This window comes from Sporomusa intestinalis (assembly GCF_055383785.1).
In genome coordinates, this window is the sequence record NZ_AP042390.1 from 291,888 (window position 1) to 310,122 (window position 18,235).

General features: G+C 55.8%; 12 protein-coding genes. 10 read left to right on the plus strand and 2 right to left on the minus strand.

Annotated elements, in window-relative coordinates:
* Positions 1–89 precede the first annotated feature (89 nt).
* Positions 90–521, minus strand: coding sequence for a hypothetical protein (locus tag ACZ481_RS01360; RefSeq protein ID WP_464768412.1), 432 nt, complete (start codon positions 519–521; stop codon positions 90–92).
* 563 nt (positions 522–1,084) lie between these two features.
* Complete coding sequence (locus ACZ481_RS01365) at positions 1,085–1,969, minus strand: LysR family transcriptional regulator (protein WP_464768413.1); 885 nt, start codon at positions 1,967–1,969, stop codon at positions 1,085–1,087.
* 171 nt (positions 1,970–2,140) lie between these two features.
* On the opposite strand from ACZ481_RS01365, the gene ACZ481_RS01370 reads away from it, so the two are divergent.
* From ACZ481_RS01370 to ACZ481_RS01415, 10 genes are all read left to right on the plus strand, one after another.
* Entirely contained in the window at positions 2,141–3,106 is a 966-nt protein-coding gene (locus tag ACZ481_RS01370; protein ID WP_464768414.1) for an ABC transporter ATP-binding protein, read from the plus strand.
* Between the two features lie 12 nt (positions 3,107–3,118).
* The gene (locus tag ACZ481_RS01375; RefSeq protein ID WP_464768415.1) at positions 3,119–4,144 is read left to right on the plus strand and encodes an ABC transporter substrate-binding protein; all 1,026 of its coding nucleotides are present in this window, start codon (positions 3,119–3,121) and stop codon (positions 4,142–4,144) included.
* 8 nt (positions 4,145–4,152) lie between these two features.
* A complete protein-coding gene (locus ACZ481_RS01380; protein ID WP_464768416.1) occupies positions 4,153–5,826 on the plus strand; it encodes an ABC transporter permease in 1,674 nt (557 codons plus the stop codon).
* Complete coding sequence (locus ACZ481_RS01385) at positions 5,819–7,147, plus strand: MBL fold metallo-hydrolase (RefSeq protein WP_464768417.1); 1,329 nt, start codon at positions 5,819–5,821, stop codon at positions 7,145–7,147. Before ACZ481_RS01380 ends, ACZ481_RS01385 begins: the two co-directional genes overlap by 8 nt.
* 975 nt (positions 7,148–8,122) lie before the next feature.
* Entirely contained in the window at positions 8,123–9,862 is a 1,740-nt protein-coding gene (locus tag ACZ481_RS01390) for a methyl-accepting chemotaxis protein (protein WP_464770557.1), read from the plus strand.
* Positions 9,863–9,906: 44 nt separating this feature from the next.
* Entirely contained in the window at positions 9,907–10,101 is a 195-nt protein-coding gene (locus ACZ481_RS01395) for an H-type small acid-soluble spore protein (protein ID WP_464768418.1), read from the plus strand.
* A gap of 184 nt (positions 10,102–10,285) precedes the next feature.
* A complete protein-coding gene (cydD, locus tag ACZ481_RS01400) occupies positions 10,286–11,974 on the plus strand; it encodes a thiol reductant ABC exporter subunit CydD (protein WP_464770558.1) in 1,689 nt (562 codons plus the stop codon).
* Complete coding sequence (cydC, locus tag ACZ481_RS01405) at positions 11,967–13,694, plus strand: thiol reductant ABC exporter subunit CydC (RefSeq protein WP_464768419.1); 1,728 nt, start codon at positions 11,967–11,969, stop codon at positions 13,692–13,694. Before cydD ends, cydC begins: the two co-directional genes overlap by 8 nt.
* Positions 13,695–13,737: 43 nt before the next feature.
* On the plus strand, positions 13,738–14,418 hold the full coding sequence (locus ACZ481_RS01410; protein ID WP_464768420.1) for a DUF2225 domain-containing protein: 681 nt from the start codon (positions 13,738–13,740) through the stop codon (positions 14,416–14,418).
* Between the two features lie 392 nt (positions 14,419–14,810).
* Positions 14,811–18,173 carry an ATP-binding protein gene (locus tag ACZ481_RS01415; RefSeq protein WP_464768421.1) on the plus strand — a complete coding sequence of 1,121 codons (3,363 nt, stop codon included), beginning with the start codon at positions 14,811–14,813 and terminating at the stop codon, positions 18,171–18,173.
* Positions 18,174–18,235 lie beyond the last annotated feature (62 nt).

Genomic DNA, 18,235 nt, shown 5'->3' on the forward strand with positions numbered 1-18,235 from the left:
CCCTGTTGGACAGCCAGCTTGCATAGCAGACTGGAAACAGCGGTAGCCTGGATACGGATGTAGAAGGGTAAGGCCTGACCCCACTCCTACTAGCGCTGCTGCAGGAAGGTCATAAACTCCTGGTGGATCTGGCTGCAGTCCCGCAAGCCCTGCTTGTAGGCGATTTCCGCCGCCTGGCCGGACTCCAGGGCGGTGAAGGACTCGTAATCCATGACCAGCTCCAGCAATTCCGGATACTGGTCCGCCAGCTCCCCGGCCAGGGCCAGCAGCCGGTCGAGGGTGGCGCCGACCTGGCTGACCGTCTTGCTGTAGTCGGCCTCGTTGGTGCCGGCCAGCTTGAGGATACTGTCCACCCGGACAAAGATATACTGATTAAAGGTCTTGGTTAAGATGCTTTGCAGCATCAGCCGGTCATCCGGCTCGGCCCCGGGCGGCTGCGGCTCCCGGTCCCGTTCCGCCGGCCGGAAGGAAGCCAGCCCCGGACAAAAAGCCGCGCCGGCTACCGTTGATTGATCAGACATAGTTATACCCCCTATATTCAGACTGCGGCCGGTATGGCCGTCAGCTTTTTTACAGGGGGAAATTAAAAAGAACGCAGGCAAAGGTTTTTATCCCCTACACATGCGTTCTGTTGCGATAGCTGTTACATACTCAACGCCAATAAGCCGGCAGACCCGGCCGAAACAACAAGGGCGGTCGCAAACCGGTCATCCTGTTTGCCCGCTGCTGCTCCTTAGCGGCTGAGGATAGTCGAATCATTTGCTGCGTCCAGTCGCACTCCCAGCCCGGCAGCGCCCCGGCAACGGCTATCAACCCCGCTCCCCCCCCCGCTTGTGCGGCGGCCGAAGTGCGGTTATAATAGAAATGTCGTCGTGGACAGCTTGGCTGTTACGTGTAGGTGTCTGTGCACCTTGCGCGGGCCTGAAAGTGTTGGCGCACTTTCAGGTCACGGCGACTTTTTAATTTCCACCTATTTCTAATTATAGCCTGTTTGCAGTAAAATGCAAGTACCGCTGACTGGCCGGCAGGGAGTTTCTGGCGGTGATGGGGGCACCTTTCATTTTGCTTGTGTGCCAAGGAAAACTTAAGCCTCAGGCTGACAACGCAAAGCTTCGATAAACCGCTTAACCAGCGCGGACAGATGACGGTCGCCATTAATGGCGACATACACCAGCCGCTTTACACCGCTAAGGGTATGGCAGCACAGACTGCCGGTATTTATCTCCCGGACGACTGCCAGCCGGGAAACTATGCTGATGCCGCCGCCCAACGCCACCACCTGTTTGATAGCTTCCAGCGAGTCGATCTCCATGCAGCTGTGAAATTCCACCCCCTGACTTTTCGCCCAGGTCTCGGTCATGTGCCGGGTATTGGACTCCGGTCCGTGAAGTACCAGCGGATATTGGGCCAATTGGCCGGCATCAGCCGGTAAGCCGGCAGACAGTTCATGGGCCGGCGCAAAGATGACAACAAGCTCATCTCTGCATAAAACCTCACTGGCCAGGGTTGCGTCCTGGCAGGTTGCCGCCGAGAACACCCCGATATCAATCGCATGCTTGTGCAGCAGTTCCTGAATGACCGGAGCCGGCTTAACCGTCAGCGACAGATTCACCTTCGGATGGGTTTGGGAAAAAGCGGTAAGCGCCTGCGGCAGGATGTAGGTCCCCGGTACATAACTGGCTCCGATTTTAAGGCTGCCGCATTCCAGCGTTTCATACTCCTTGACGACCCGGCCGGCCTCCTGCGCCAGGGAATTAATCTTAACCGCATAGTGCAGCAGTGAGTTTCCGGCCTCAGTCAATATGGTCCGGCCATAATGCGACTCAAACAACTGGATGCCGAATTCCTGCTCCATCTTTTTCATGTGGAATGTGACGGTTGGCTGTTTTAAGCCCAATACTTCGGCAACCGCCGTGACTTTTCCATGCGTTGCCATTAGTTCAATAATTCGCAGCCGGGTGATATTCATAGCAACCTCTTTATAAGCGTATTCTGTTTATAATCATAGATGATTTCTATGGAAATGAATATAGTGTATTGATTTTTTTAACCAACACTTTACCCCTGCTTAACATTAAGCCGGAGTATGCCAAGTATACTGGTACTAACAAGTTTTGTACAGGAAGGTCCGGATGGGAGCATGAATATTGAAATACGCGATATCAGCAAAGCCTTTGGTTCAATGCAAGCCTTACAAGCCACCTGTTTATCCATAAAACAGGGACAGTTCACCTCCCTCTTGGGTCCGTCCGGCTGCGGCAAAACCACCCTGCTGCAACTGGTGGCCGGTCTGGAAACGCCGGATACCGGTGAAATCTATATAGGGGATGAATGTATTTATTCCCACGCCAAACACATCAACAAGAGCGCCAGTAGCCGAAATTTCGGCATGGTCTTTCAGGACTTTTCACTCTGGCCGCATATGACCATTTATGAAAATATAGCCTTCGGCCCGAAAGCCAGAGGGCAGACCGCCAGCCTGCAGCAGCAGGTGACGGCCGCCATCGCGGTTGTTCGCCTCCAGGGCCTGGAAAGCCGGTATCCTCATCAGCTGTCCGGCGGCCAGCAGCAGCGGGTGGCTTTTGCCCGCGCCATCGCCACCAAACCCCGGCTGGTCTTATTTGATGAACCGTTAAGTGCGCTTGACGCCGTATTGCGCGACGAAATGCGCTTCGAGCTGATGAATTTGGTGGAAACCGCCGGTCTGACAGCCTTATATGTGACCCACGACCAAACAGAGGCCATGTCCATGTCCGGCAAAATTGCCGTGATGAACAACGGACAAATTTTGCAGACCGGTGAGCCGGAGACCATTTACCGGTCGCCGGCTCACCCTTTTGTGGCCCAGTTTATCGGCAAAGCCAACTGGCTGAAAGAAGGCCAGGCCGTCTTCCGGCCCGAACATATTCGCTGGAAAGCGGCCGACGGCTGTCAGGCCTATACCGGTATCGTACAACGGGTAAGCTACCTGGGAGATAAGTATGAGCTGCAATTGGCGGTGGCCGGTCATGGCATCTGGACCGCCTATCACGCCCGGCGAATGACGGTCGGTGATAACGCGGCCGTCTATGTCTCACCGGCTGACATACATTACATACCAAATTAAGGAGGAATTCCGATGAAAACAGGCAATCTTATAAAAATTTGTTCTCTCCTCGTGTGTATCGCGCTGGCCGGCTGCGGCCCGGCCAACAAGACGGAGGAGGCGGCCGCCCCGGCAGCCGGCGCCAAATTAAGCGGCAAGCTGGTGGTATACAGCGCCGGCCCCAAAGAACTGGCTGAAAAAATCCAAAAGGGCTTTGAAAGCAAAACCGGTGTAAAGGTCGAAATGTTCCAGGGAACAACAGGCAAAATCCTGTCCCGCATCCAGGCGGAAAAAGCCAATCCGGTTGTTGATGTAGTTGTGCTCGCCTCGCTGCCGGCTGCGCAGGGCCTTAAAAAGGACGGACAGACACTGGCCTACGCCAATGTCCGGAATGCGGAAAAACTGATTGCCGGCTGGTCCGATAAGGACGGGCATTTCTTTGGCTACAGCGCGTCGGCGCTAGGCATAGTGTATAATACCAAACTAGTTAAAAATCCGCCCCAGGACTGGAGCGACCTGACCAGGGAAGAATGGCGCGGCAAGGTTAACATTCCTGATCCGGCGCAGTCCGGTTCCGCGCTGGATTTCATAACCGGTTATCTGAGCGGCCAGGGTGAGGCCGGCTGGCAATTATTTGAGCAATACAAACAAAACGGCGTAGCTGTGGCCGGCGCCAATCAGGCGGCCCTGGACCCGGTTATCACCGGCGCGAAAAGCGTTGTGGCGGCGGGAGTTGACTACATGACCTATCAGGCCAAAGCCAAGGGCGAGCCGGTCGACATGGTGTATCCCAAGAGCGGCACCGTGATCAGCCCGCGGCCGGCAGCCATCATCAAGACCGGTAAAAATACCGATAATGCGAAAGCCTTTATTGACTATCTGTTATCCGATGAGGTGCAAAACATGGTGGCCGATACCTACCTGCTGCCGGGACGCAGTGATGTAAAAGCCAAAGACCGGGCCAGCGCCAGTCAAATCCCGTTGCTAAAAATCGACTGGGCCTGGATGGATGCCAACGGGGATGCCGTGGTCAAACGATTCAGCGCCCTGTTTAAATAAGAGAACAGATGCTGCCCCTGCGACTGCCTGATTATAAGCAAGCGGGGATGCTGCTGGCCCTAGTGCTGCTGGCCACCCTCACCGTCATCCCCCTGTTGTGCATCTTTGTCACCAGCTTCTATCCCGCGCAAACGTTTGACCTCTTGGCGCCGCTTAAGACCGTTGCCGCAGGCAACCTCAGCGAAGTGTTCCTGAATTCCCTCTGGCTCAGCGTTTGCGTGGTGGCGGCAACTACCCTGCTCGCCCTGCCGCTTGCCTGGATCTTAGCCAAAACCGATCTTTGCCGCCATAAGTGGCTGGACATTGTCCTGACCATTCCCTTCATGACGCCGCCCTATATCGGCTCCATGGGCTGGATTCTGTTTATGCAGCATAACGGCTATCTGGAGCAATTGCTGCCGGCCGCCGGCGCTGTCACCCCGGCGTTCTTCAGCTTCAGCGGCATGGTCGGCATTATGAGCCTGCATTTATTTCCCTTTCTCTATCTTATCCTGCGTAACACACTTACCGAGATCAGCGGCAATAAGGAGGCTGCGGCCGTTATCCACGGCGGCGGCTTCCTGTATACATTCCGCCGCATCGTCGCCCCGCTGGTCCTGTCCGGCTATGCCATGGGTGCGCTGCTTATCTTTGTTAAGACGATCTCCGAGTTTGGCACACCGGCAACCTTTGGCCGGAAAATCGGCTATTACGTGTTAACCTCGGAAATCCACCGCTACCTTTCTCACTGGCCGATCGACTTCGGCAAAGCCACCGCGCTGGCCTCTGTACTGCTCAGCGCCAGCCTGCTCTTGTGGTACTGTCAGACCCTGATCAGCCGGCGCTTTACTTATCCGTTGGTGGGAGCCAGGGATTCCTTCCGGAAGATATACCGCTTAACCGCCGGCAAGCGGCTCTTCGCCTGGCTGTATATTGCCTGTTTACTGGCCCTGTCAGTGGGCATTCCCTACTTTTCCATAGTCTCAGCCTCGCTTATGAAACTGCGGGGAGGCGGTCTTGGCTGGGATAACCTCACCTTCCAGTATTATTTCGATCTCTTAGCCTGGGGCTCCAGCAGCCTGACGGCCTTGCTGAACAGTCTGGGGCTAGCTCTCCTGGCCGCGACTTTATCCGTAATACTCGGGACCGGCTGCGCCCTGCTGATCGGAACCAGCCGCAGCTGGTGGCAGCGCCTGCTCGATTTATTCAGCCTGCTGCCCAACACCGTGCCGGGTATTGTACTGGTAGTGGGGCTGATTATTTTCTGGAATGCTCCGCACATGCCCATCCCGCTCTATAATACCTATTGGATGGTGGTCCTGACCTATGTCATCCTGTTTCTTCCCTATACAGTCCAATATGTCAAGGCCAATTTAAACCAGCTGCACGTGTCGCTGTTTCATGCCGGCCGGGTTTTTGGCGGCAGCCCGTTATACATTTTCCGGCGCATCGTTTTACCGCTGCTGCGGCCGGGCATGCTGGCCGGCTGGGTGATGACGCTGACCATCGCCATCAGGGAACTGGTCGCGTCCCTGCTGATCCTGCCCCCGTCCATGGAAACAGCCGCCACCTATATCTTTTCTCAGTTTGAGCAAGGCAACGTCGCGCTAGGCATGGCGATGGCCGTGATAGCGGTAGGTCTGACCACCGGCCTGCTCTTGCTGGTCAATCAACTCAATCCTGTCGGAAAGCAGCGTGAATAACTTCATGACCCATACAGCCCAGTTAACCGTTTGCGGCGGGGCAGGGGAGCACGGGCGCGCCTGTTTTCATTTGCAGACTAAATCACTGTCCATTTTGCTGGATTGCGGCGCAAAAAAAAGCGGCGGCGGCGAATATCCGCTGCTGCCGCCCGCTAAAATCGCCGGCTTGCACGCCGTATTTCTTTCGCATGCCCATGAAGATCATTCCATGGCCATTCCACTGCTCTACAAACTAGGCTATCAGGGCAAAGTATGGACCACCCGCGCCACCCGGCAAAAACTGCCTCAGTATTTTTCCGCCTGGGAACAATATGTCGGCGGCCATGGCAACCTCCCCTACGAGCGCCGTCATATTGACCAGATCCGGTTTGCCTGCCTGGAAGACGCCGCTTTTCCCGGCAACTGGACCGACCTTTGCCCCGGCTTATCCGTACTCTGGGGAAAAAGCGGCCACACGCCCGGCGCTGTTTGGTTCCTGCTCACTATGCAGGGCAAGCGCATTTTTTTCTCCGGCGATATGAGCACCGAGGGGCGCCTGCTGGCCGCCGACGTGCCGTTGCCGGGAACGCCGCCGGCATGGTCTGCTGCCGCAGGCAAATTTGCCTGCGATTTGGCCATAGTGGAAGCAGCCTATGGCTTGGATGAGGAAGACCAGCAGACAAAACTCGCCCGGCTAGCCCAGAGCGCCCGGTTTATTCTCGCGCAACAGGGGTGGCTGCTGCTGCCTGTTCCCTTCATTGGCCGCGGTCAGGATTTGCTGGTCTGGGCGAGTGAGAGCTTTCCCCGGACTGTTTTACTGGCGGAAGAAGACCTTGTTGCAACCCTGCGGCAAATGCTTGCCTGCCCTGAGTGGCTGCGTCCCGGTGCCGCCGCTGCCATAAGCCGGGCACTGGCCAATCCCTGCCTCACGGTTATTAAAAACGCCAGAGAAAGAAAAAAAGCCGTATCCGGCCAGCCGGGCGGCATCATCCTTGCCGGTGACGGCATGCTGCAGACCGCCGCTGCCCGCTGGTATTACCGGCAAATCCAAAATCAGGCCGACAGCGGCGTCATCTTTACCGGTCATTTAGCGGCCGGCACTCCCGGCTGGCGGTTGTGGAGCTCCCCGCCCGGCCCTGCAGGCTGCAAGGTGGACGTAACGCACTACAAAGTGCATCAGGGCCTGCAGGATGTCCGGCAATTACTCCGCCGCCTGCCCAGCCGTCACACGGTTTTCTTTCATACCGGCCAGGCGGTCGTCGACGCCCTTTGCCGCACCCTGTCACCGGAATGCGCCGGCAGCCTGCACTCCCTGCTCCCCGGCGACACCCTGGCATTTTAAAGGCGATAGGGGCACTTTTTAAAGGAATTCCCTGAAACTATGGTCCGAACCGATGAACGAGTAGCAAGATTGAGCGAGTGACCGGCCTGGCCTCTCCCGTGGCATTGGCAATATTCTAGCTTAAACAGGACGACGTGTAGGGAGCGAATTTCATTTCCTGTTCGCCGGTAACTTCGGCCAAAGATTTTAAATCTTCATGGCTAGAATCAACTTTCAACTGCAGGTGTTAATGATGTTTTTAATAAAGCGGTTGATATGTTTAAGAATACTTTCTATAATCATATTCAAAATATAGAATAGCCTTTGCAAGGTCGCATTTATTACGCGACAATGGAATATCGTTTCTAACTCAGACCGGTTTCCGTCACTTGCTTTTGACGTACTCCGTTTGTGTGGCAGCAGAATCAATCTGCTGCCACATTTTTTGTTAACGTACGAAAGTGGACAAATGGGGACATTCTCTTTTGTCTCATGCATGGTCAATATGAAAGGGAAGATTTCTGTGGAGAGAGGTAAAAATATGAGCAGACAAGCAAGGAAAATAAACACTATAGGCTTTAACGGAACTGAATTTCATGGGCCTGTTACTAAGTAGAGCTGAGCGGCTAAAACTATATCAGATAATACCAAACAGATTTTTTGTAACAGGCGGGAGGGCACCTCATGAAATAGCAGGTCAGCCTAAAGCAGAACAGGATTAATTAATTGGTCATAGCTATTTATCAAATTGGAGCGGGCAGCAGGAATATTGCACGGTGTCGAAAGAAAAAAAGTTGACAGAAAAGGAACGTCCCCTATCGTAGCTCTATCGTAGCTTCTATCGTAGCTTCTATCGTAGCTTGAGGTAATTTTCAGGATTTAATTCGACAAAAAAATACAAAATACATTTACTTTTATCAAAAATATGTCGAAATATATTATGATAGGTACTATACAGAATATCGTAAGGAAATAGGGGGATTGTTTTTGTTTCGCATGGTTACCGATTTAAAAATGGGAGTAAAAATTAGTTTAGCGTTAGTTCTTATTCTGGGGCTGCTTAGTATTATTGCCGGCACCTCCATATTCTCGTCTTATGCCCTTAAGGCGGAGATTCAGGAGATTGACGTTTCCAATCAACGGTCGATGCTGGCAGCCAAGGCCGAAAACGAATACACCGGTGCGGTCCTGGAGATCAGGCGGTTTATAGCTGACGGCGACGACCAATACAGTAAAAATTTCGCGGACAAGCTGAATCAGGTTATGGCCCTGGAAGCAGAACTGCTGGAACTGACCGGCGCCGGCCAACGGCCGGAGATTGAGAAGCTGATCCAGGATACGGTCAGTTACAAACAGGGGGTAGCGGATCAGCTTATTCCGGTTTTACGGCAGCAGTTTGCAGAAAAACAGGCGGGAAATACGGCTAAATATAACGACCTGGCGGTCCAGTCGGCAGTCATAACGCGCAGCCTGACGCCTTTTGCGCAGTCCATCCAGCAGACGTTGCATGCGGTCATGGAGGATAATGCCAGGGTGGCGGCCACTAATGTGCGTTCGGCGCAGCAGCGCAATGCCGACGCCGTAGCGACGGCGATTACGGTCGGCCTCATATCGTTAGTGGCGGCCATTGTGCTGAGCGTTGTCCTGACTAAAATGGTTATCCGGCCTGTGCAGGCAGTAACAGGCCAGCTCGACAAAATGGCGGCCGGCAATTACACCGGGCAGATTGAGGGGCAGCTGGCCGCCCGCGGCGATGAATTCGGCACTGTCGCCGCCTCGCTGGCGCACCTGCAGCAGAACATGCGGGTGCTGCTGCAGCAGGTTCAACAGGGGGCCGAGCAGCTGGCCGCCTCGTCGGAGCAGCTGACGGCCAGTGCGGACCAGTCGGCGCTGGCAACCCAGCAGGTGGCGGTAAGCATCAGTCAGGTGGCCGCCGGGGTCGAGCAGCAGGTAACAGCCATAAACGGCACGGCAACGGTTGTGGACGAGATATCCTTAAACATTGAGGCTACGGCCGCCAATACCAAGGCGGTAAGCAGCGCCGCCGAGCAGACGGCCCAGGCCGTGCAGGCCGGTACCCAGTCTATTGCCGCCGCGGTGGCGCAAATGGACAGTATAGAAAAAACCGTTGCCGGTTCGGCCGCGGTTGTGGCTAAGCTGGGCCAGCGTTCGCAGGCGATTGGGCAGATTGTGGAAACAATCGCCGGTATTGCCGGTCAAACCAATCTTTTGGCCCTCAATGCCGCCATTGAAGCGGCCCGCGCCGGCGAGCAGGGCCGGGGGTTTGCGGTGGTTGCGGAAGAGGTCCGCAAGCTGGCTGAGCAGTCCCAGGAGGCAGCCAAACAAATCGCCGGTTTAATCGGCGAGATTCAGACCGATACCGCCCAGGCTGTACAGGCGATGGCCGCTGGCACGCACGAAGTAAAGGTCGGCAGTGAGGTCGTTGGTTCAGCGGGTAAGGCCTTTGCGGATATTGCCGCGCTCATAACCGGGGTCTCGGCGCAGATAAAAGAGATTTCGGCGGCGATTCACCAGATGGCCGACGGCAGCCAGCAGATCGTGGCGGCTGTCCGGACGGTTGATGGCGTGAGCAAAGATACGGCCGGCCAAACCCAGACGGTGTCCGCCGCTACCGAGGAGCAGGCCGCCTCGATGCAGGAGATTGCCTCCTCCAGCCAGGTGTTGGCGAAAATGGCGGAAGAATTGCAGGCGGCCGTAAAAAAGTTTGCCGTATAAACCTGTCAGCCGGAGAAAATACTACTCTAAGAAGGGGTGGTATAATGAAAGCCACAAGGGCTGAGGAAATCTTAAAATCCAAAGAGATTATCGGCGTAAAATACCGCAACAATGATGTCTGGATTGAGAGTGTGGATAAAGAACGCAGTACCGCTTATGTTACTTACCTGGAGCAGCATAATACCGTTCATGTTGCTATCGGCCAGCTGGAAGAGACCGGGCCGGTGGACCCCGCGTAAGGCGCCAGGCTTTTGTCGCTGGTTAGCTTGCCTGCCAGGCAGGAATTAGCCGGTATTTGTAGTATATGTATAACAGTAAGCATAATTAAACCGCCTTTTATTGGCGGTTTTCTCTTTATAAGGCAGGTGAGCCAGGCTGATCGACAAATATCTGGGAAAACAGGCGCTGCAGCAGCGGGGGCTGCTGGTAAGGGTTGCCGGCTTAGGGGTGACCAATGGCCTGTTAGCGATTGTTCAGGCCTATTATTTAGCCGGGGTAATTGATATGGTGTTCCTGCAGGGCCAGGGGGCAGCCGCGGCTGCGCCCAGCTTATGGCTGCTGGCCGGTTTGGCTTGCTTGCGGGCCCTGCTGACCTACCGGGAGGAGGTGCTGGCCTTTACGCTGGCGGCAGCAGTAAAAACAGCCGTCAGGGAACGGCTGACGCGCCATGTGTTCCGGCTCGGGCCGGTGGCTCTTGCCAATCAGCCGGCCGGCGAACTGGTTACGATCCTAAGCGAAGGGGTAGAAAATCTGGAGGCCTACTTTGCCAAATATCTGCCGCAATTAGGTAAAGCCGTTTGTATCCCTGTACTGATTTTGGTGATTGTGTGGCCGCTGGACCGGACCACGGCCGCCATTATGCTGGTGACGGCGCCGCTGATACCGGTGTTTATGGTTCTGATCGGCAAAGCGGCTGAACGGATGAACCAGCGTCAATGGGAGACTTTAAATAGGCTGGGTGCCCACTTTCTGGATGTTCTGTCCGGGCTGACGACCCTAAAGCTATTTGGCAGGAGCCTTGAGCAGGTTAACATCATTACCCGGATCAGCCGGGAGTTCCGAGATGCCACCCTGGATGTGCTCCGGGTCGCGTTTTTATCCGCCCTGGCCCTGGAACTATTGGCCACGATCAGTACGGCCCTGGTGGCGGTAGCCCTGGGACTCAGGCTGTTGTACGGGGAGATCGCTTTTATGCAGGCTTTTTTCCTGCTGCTGCTGGCACCGGAATATTATTTGCCCCTGCGGCTGCTGGGCAGCCAGTTTCACGCCGGCATGGCCGGGAAAACGGCGGCGGCCGATATTGTCCGGATACTGTCCCTGACCGGCGGGGAGCGGATTAGCGGCCAGCAGCGGCTGCTGTCCCCCCGCCGGATTTCGCTGGCCTTTAATGAGGTACAGGCCGTGTACCGGGAGGGTAACCGGCCGGCCTTGCACGGGATTTCGTTTACCCTGGAGGCTGGCCGGCATCTGGCTATTGTCGGCCCGAGCGGAGCCGGCAAAAGCACGGTGGCAGCCCTGCTGCTGGGGTTTATCAGGCCGGCGGCCGGAACCATTCTGATTAATGACCAGGATCTCTCAACCCTGGATTCGGCTGAATGGCTGCGCCATGTCGCTTATGTTCCCCAACGGCCGCATGTATTCCAGGGTACGGTAGCGGAAAACATCCGGCTGTCCAGGCCTGATGCGCCGCTGGCGGCTGTTATGGAAGCGGCGAAAGCGGCCGGAGCCCACGAGTTTATCAGCAGCCTGCCGGCGGGCTATGATACGCTGGTGGGGGACGGGGGCCGGGGCTTAAGCGGCGGTGAAAGCCAGCGGCTGGCCATTGCCAGGGCCTTTCTGCAGGATGCGCCGCTGCTTATTCTGGATGAGGCGGCACGCGGTCTGGATGTTGCTGCCCAGGCAAGGCTGGATCAGGCCCTGGCCCGGCTGCTTCAGGGCCGGACGGCCATTATTATCGCCCACCGGCTGGCAACAGTGCGGCAGGCCGATCAAATCCTGGTGCTGGCAGAAGGCACGCTGGCCGAGAGCGGCACGCCGGCCGAGCTGATGCAGCGTCAGGGCGCGTACAGCCGGCTGCTGGCGGCCCAGGCGGGGGAGGGACAATATGCTTAAGCTGTTACTGGGCAGCCGTCGTACGTTAGGGCTGGCTGCGGCTGCCTGTATACTGGGCAGTTTCACTGTGTATGCCGGCATCGGCCTGATGGCGGCTGCAGCCTGGCTGATTGCAGCGGCTGCTCTGCAGCCGCCGCTGGCGGCTTTATCGGTAGCGATTGTCGGGGTGCGGTTCTTTGGCCTGGCCCGGGCCGTCTGCCGCTATCTGGAACGCTATCTGAGCCATCATGTTACCTTCCGGCTGCTGGCCGATATCAGGGTCTGGCTGTATACCCGGCTGGAGCCGCTGGCTCCGGCCGGCCTGCAGGCGGTTAATAAAGGCGATGTCTTTAGCCGCCTGGTCGCCGATGTGGAGACCTTGCAATATTTTTATTTACGGGCCGCATTGCCGTATCTGATTGCCCTGCTCACGGCAACGGCAACCGTACTGCTGCTGGCGTGGCTGGCCCCGGCGCTGGCGTGGCCTGCCGCGGGCGCCTATCTGGCCGCAGGCTGCCTGCTGCCGGCCCTGATCGCCCGGCTTGGCTCGCGGACCGGGCACCAGACGGTCAGGACCAGGGCGGCTCTAAACGGGGCCCTTACCGACAGTATTGAAGGGATAACCGAATTAGCCGCATCAGGCCGGGCCAAGCTGCAAACCGACAAAGTGGCAGCCTTGCACCGGGATTATATGGCAAGTCAAATGCAGGCCGGCAAGATAACCGCCCTGGCAGACGCCCTGGGGACAATGACCATGAATCTGGCCGTTGTTGCGGTGGTGGCTCTGGCTGTGCCGCTGGTCGGCAGCGGCAGCCTGAACGGGGTTTACCTGGCAGTGGTGGCCTTGGTTGTGCAGGCCGGCTTTGAAGCGGTTTTGCCGCTGCCGGCCGTCACGTATTACTGGCGCGAGTGCCAGGCCGCCCTGGCGCGCATTCGGGCCATCAGCGGCCTGCCGCCTGTTGCCGGCCCCGCCGGCAACAAAGAAGTATTGCCGGGACCGGTTGCGCTTGCGGCCCGCCACCTGACCTTTGCTTATCAGCCTGATGGGCCGCCGGTACTGGCGGATATAACGTTCAGCCTGCCGGCAGCCAAGCGCCTGGCGGTTGTGGGGGCCAGCGGGGCCGGCAAAAGTACGCTGGCCGGGATTATTTTACGGTTTTGGGACCATAACAGCGGGGTCTTGCAGCTAAACGGGTCTGACATCAGGGACTATAAACCGGCCAGCGTACGGCAGGCTTTCAGTGTAGTTAGTCAGGACACCTATCTTTTTCAGGCCACGATCAGGGATAATATCCTGATCGCCAGACCGGAGGCAACAGCGGCAGAGTTGAAAAATGCCCTGGCCGGCGCGCGCCTGGAGGATTTCCTGGCCCGGCTGCCGCAGGGGCTGGACACAATGACAGGCCAGAACGGACTGGCGTTATCAGGCGGCGAGCGGCAGCGCATTGCCTTGGCCCGGGCCTTGTTAAAAGCGGCGCCCCTCTGGCTGCTGGACGAACCGACCGCCGGGCTTGACGCCTGTGCCGAAGCGGCGGTTATGGAGAATATCCTGCAGGTGTCCTGTAACCGGTCGGTTATTCTTATTACCCATCGGCTGACAGGTCTGGAAGCGATGGATGAGATCCTCGTATTAGCAAACGGCAGGATTGTTGAACAGGGCACCTGGACTGAATTGCTGGACAAACGCGGGGTGTTTTCCCAAATGTGGGCGATTCAGCGGGATTTGCTAAATATTTCTTGAGCCCTAGGACCTGGTATGGTAAGGTATATATGGAGGCGATGAAATGGCAGAGCCAACCTACTCGGTAGAAAAAACATGTCCTATATGTCAGCAAAATTTTTATGTTACCCGGTTGCGCGGCCGGCAGGTTATGATAAAGCAGGATACCGATTTTTGCGCCTATTTTAAAGATGTAAAACCCTATTATTATACAATCTGGGTCTGTTCCCATTGCGGCTATGCGGCGGAAGACACCTGCTTTGACGAGGTGTCTGCCGCCGCCGGGGACAAGATTGGCACCTTTTTGGCAGGGCGGGATGTCAAGGTTAACCTTGGCGGGGAACGCACCCGTGCCCAGGCTGTCGCCACCTACAAACTGGCGATTTTTTTTGCCGACCTTATTGCCGCCCCTGCCAGCAGGCTGGCTGAGTTATATCTGAAACTAAGCTGGCTGTATCGGGAGGGGGAAGAGCTGGAGGAGGAGCAGCAGGCGCAGGCGAAAGCCTGCGAATACTATGAGCAGGCCCTGCTGCGGGAGCGATTGCCCATCGGCACGCTGAGTGAAGCGGCTGTTACCTATTTAATTGGTGAATTGGCGCGCCGTACGGGTCAGACGGATAAAGCGCTAGTATATTTGGCTAAGGTTGTCGGCAGTCCGGTAGCTAAGCTCGAACCACGGGTAACAAATCTGGCGCGCAGTGCCTGGCATGAAGCCAGGGCGGCCCGGGAGGAGGCTGACAGTTAGCGGCTGTTTGTTCAGCAATTTGCAACCAGGAGCGCTGGCGGAATTGACCGTCGCGCTCTTTTTTAATTATTAATGGCAACGTTTGGAAACGGTGGTAATGGCTTTCAGGTAGATATTCCTGAAAGCCATTTTAATTCAGCCCGGTTATCGGCCTGCCCGGTCCAGGACAAAACCGGACTAAATTAGCTGTTTGCATTGATTTTGACAGCACGATAGAGGGGATTGTCGAAAAATGTTTAATTAAAAATAGCGAAAACCGTAATGTATTAACATTTAAGGGTATAAATGGCAGGAGTGCTAATGAGAGAATAGGAAGAAGGGTGACTGCTTGCGTGAACGATAAATTCCGAGAATTAAAAAAAAGTTGTAAATCTGACCTGGAGAAGGGCAGCTTGTATGGCCAGCTTCAGGTCACTCAGTCGTTGTTGCATATTCTTAGCATTGCCGAATCTACACAAGAATTCTTAGATAAACTGGTTGAACTCATCCGTCAGGCCTGCCAATGCCAAGCTGCCGGTATCCGGGTGCTGCAGGGAAACGGCTATTTGCCGTATCAGGCCTATAGTGGCTACGCCTGTGAGTTTATGGCGGCGGAAAACCAGGTCCACATCAGGAGCGCCGAGTGCACCTGTACGCGGTTGGTCAGGGGTGAATTATTGCCTTGTGAGCAGGATATGACGACTCCGGCCGGCTCTTTGTGGATAAATGATACAGACCTCTTTGCCAAGCGGTTGGCCAAGAGTGAGCGAAGCATGTTCAGGGGTGCCTGCGTTAAAGCCGGCTATGGCAGTGCTGTTTTTGTGCCTATCGCCTGCCAGTCGGCCGTGCTGGGCCTGATTCAGGTGGTCGATGAACGGGCCAACCGGTTTAATCCGGCCATGACGGAGTTATTAGAGTCGATTGGCTTACTGGCAGGTAAGGTTATCCAGGAGGATAAAAAAAAGTCCTGGCAAAGCATAAGCCCGCTGAGTCCGGCCGTATGGGCCGGTGTCGCTGGCAGCAGCCTGGCCTGTGTTATTGACAGGGATACGCTTACGTTAATTTATAGCAGTAAGCAGCTGGACGAGCTGTGGGGTAAATCTATGCTTGGCCGTAGCTGCTATGAAATTCTTGGCTCCTCTTCGCCTTGTCCTGATTGCCATATCAGGCAGGCGCAGCGGCCTGAGAGCCATTTTGGCAGCTGGGAGTGGGAGCGCCACGATGCCGTCAATGACCGTTATTACCTGTTTGAGCTTAAAACGGTTACGCTGCCAAACGATAAAACAAGAGACGCCATCTTGGTGACAGATATTTCCCAGCAGAAACTGGCTGAAAAAAAGCTGTGCGACAGTGAAACCGAACGGGCCCAGATGACCAGGCAGCTGCAACGGCTTGGCAAGCTGCTGAAAGCCGAGGCTGCCGCCAGACAGACCGCTCAGGCTGAGTTATGTAAGCTGCGGCTGTTTTTTGTCCACAGCCAGGACAGTCTGTTCCTGCTTGACCCGCAAGACGGCAGGATTATGGAGGCTAATCCTGCCGCCGAATACAACTATGGTTACACGCGGGCCGAGTTAGTAACTATGAATATTGGGGCCCTGCATCTTGAACAACAGCAGGAAAGCATCACCGCCAGGCTGAGCGTAGCGGCCAAGGGCGGAATCACCTTCGACAGCATTCACCGTTGTAAGCACAATACGCTGTTTCCCGTACGGGTAAATCTGTATAGTGAAAGGATCGGCATAAAACAGGTTGTGATTGGTGTCGTCAGAAAGCTTGCGGAATTTGAACCGGAGCGGCGCCAGCTTCACCCGGCTCAGGCTGAAGCGACGTACCGGCTGGCGCATACCGCTGCGTTCAGGGGGGCGTTGGCCGCGTTCGCGGCGGCAGTTATTCAGCCTGATATTACCAGCGGCGAATTATATCAACTGGTGCTGGAACAAGCAAAATTATTAACAGGCAGCACCCAGGGCTGTATTGCCTTAGTTGATGACTCGGCCGGGGGCGGCTTTGGCCCGGGGCGGGCGGAGACCGGGGCTTTTTATACGAACAACCCTGAGCCGCAGGCGCTGATAAACGAAGTGTTCGGCAGCGCGCTGCCTGGAGAAAATGTTCTTATCGTGCCGGCAATATGTAAAGATGTTTTACTTGGCCATATCATACTCGCTGCTTCGGCCCGGGGCTATACGGCGGCCGAGCTGGAAGCAGTGCAACAACTGGGGAGAATCTTTGCCAGCGCCTTGTGGACCCGGAAGCGGGAGGGGCAGCTGCAGGCGGCCAGAAACTCGGCCGAAGCAGCAGCCCGGGCGAAAACCGAATTTCTGGCCAATATGAGTCATGAGGTGCGAACCCCGATGACCGGCATCTTGATCAGCTCGGAATTGCTGCTGGCCAAGTCTTTGCCGGCCGAAATTGCCGAGCAGGTGAGGGACATTCATGCCAGCGCCAAGTCGCTGGTAACCATACTTGACGATGTGCTTGATTTTGTCCGCTTAGAAGCGGATGTAATCCGGATTGAGGAAAAGGTATTTTCCCTGCCTGACCTGATACGGTCTACTTCCCTGCTGATCAAGGCCAAAGCCCGGGCTAAAGGCCTGGCGTTGGAAACTTCTATTGCGCCCAATTTGCCGGCCTGGGTAGTGGGTGACAGTGTCCGGATCAGACAGGTTTTAACAAATCTGCTGGATAATGCCGTTAAATTTACGGCCGCCGGTCAGGTGGTGCTGGAGGTTGCTCAGGCTGCCGGCCAAGCGGGCGGCACGCCCTTGATTACTTTTTCCGTATCAGATACAGGGCCGGGGATACGGCCGGAGAACCAGGAGCTGATTTTTGAACGCTTTTATCAGATTGACGCGGCGGCGGCAAAACATCACGGCGGCATCGGCCTGGGCTTATCGATTGTCAAGCTGCTGGTTGAAAAGATGGGCGGGAAACTATCTTGCAGCAGCAATATGGGGCAAGGGTCTACGTTTTCGTTTTCCCTGCCCTTACAGCCCGGCAGCCTCAGTAAGGACAGCGCGGCCGGCTGGTCGCTGGCCGAGGCCGTGGTTAAGGGGCTGCGGGTTTTATTAGTAGAGGATAATGAGATGAACCGCAGGGTTGTCGCGCAATTGCTGGCGCAAATGGGTGCAGACGCCGATGTGGCCGTGGACGGGCGGGACGCTTTGAGCAAGTTGAAAAATAAGAAATATGATGTTGTTTTGATGGACATTCAAATGCCGGGCTTAGATGGTTATGAAACGGTGCGGTTGCTGCGCCGGTCGCCGGCAACAGCGAATAACCGGGATGTTTATATTGTGGCTCTGACGGCAGGGGCGCTGGCTGATGAACGGGAGCGGTGCCTTAAGGCCGGTATGAATGATTATTTGGTAAAACCCTTCACCGCCTTGCAGCTTTATCAATTGCTGACAGGTACAACGGCCTGCCCGCCTGGCAATGAGATCCGGCCTGATATTGTTTTCGACCCGGCTGCCCTGCTGGCGTATGTAGGGAATGACCGTACTGCCTTTCAGGAATGCATCAGGCGCTTTCCCCAGACAATAGGCCCGCTGCTGACTGAGCTGTCCGCCGCAATCGGGGCCGGCCAGTGGCGCGAGGGAAAACGTCTGGCTCACATTATCAAAGGGGCGGCCGGCAATTTTGCCGCCCCCCGTTTGCAGCAGGCGGCGATTGGTTTGGAAAAAAGTCTGCAGACGGCAGATGGGCATTATAACGACAAATTACAGGCGGTAGTAGCGGAATATCATTATCTAATAGATAAAATCTATAAAGAGCAATGAAAAACAGAAGACTTTCATGATTTTATAAGATTGCGTAATTTATAATGAGTATGGTGATCTAT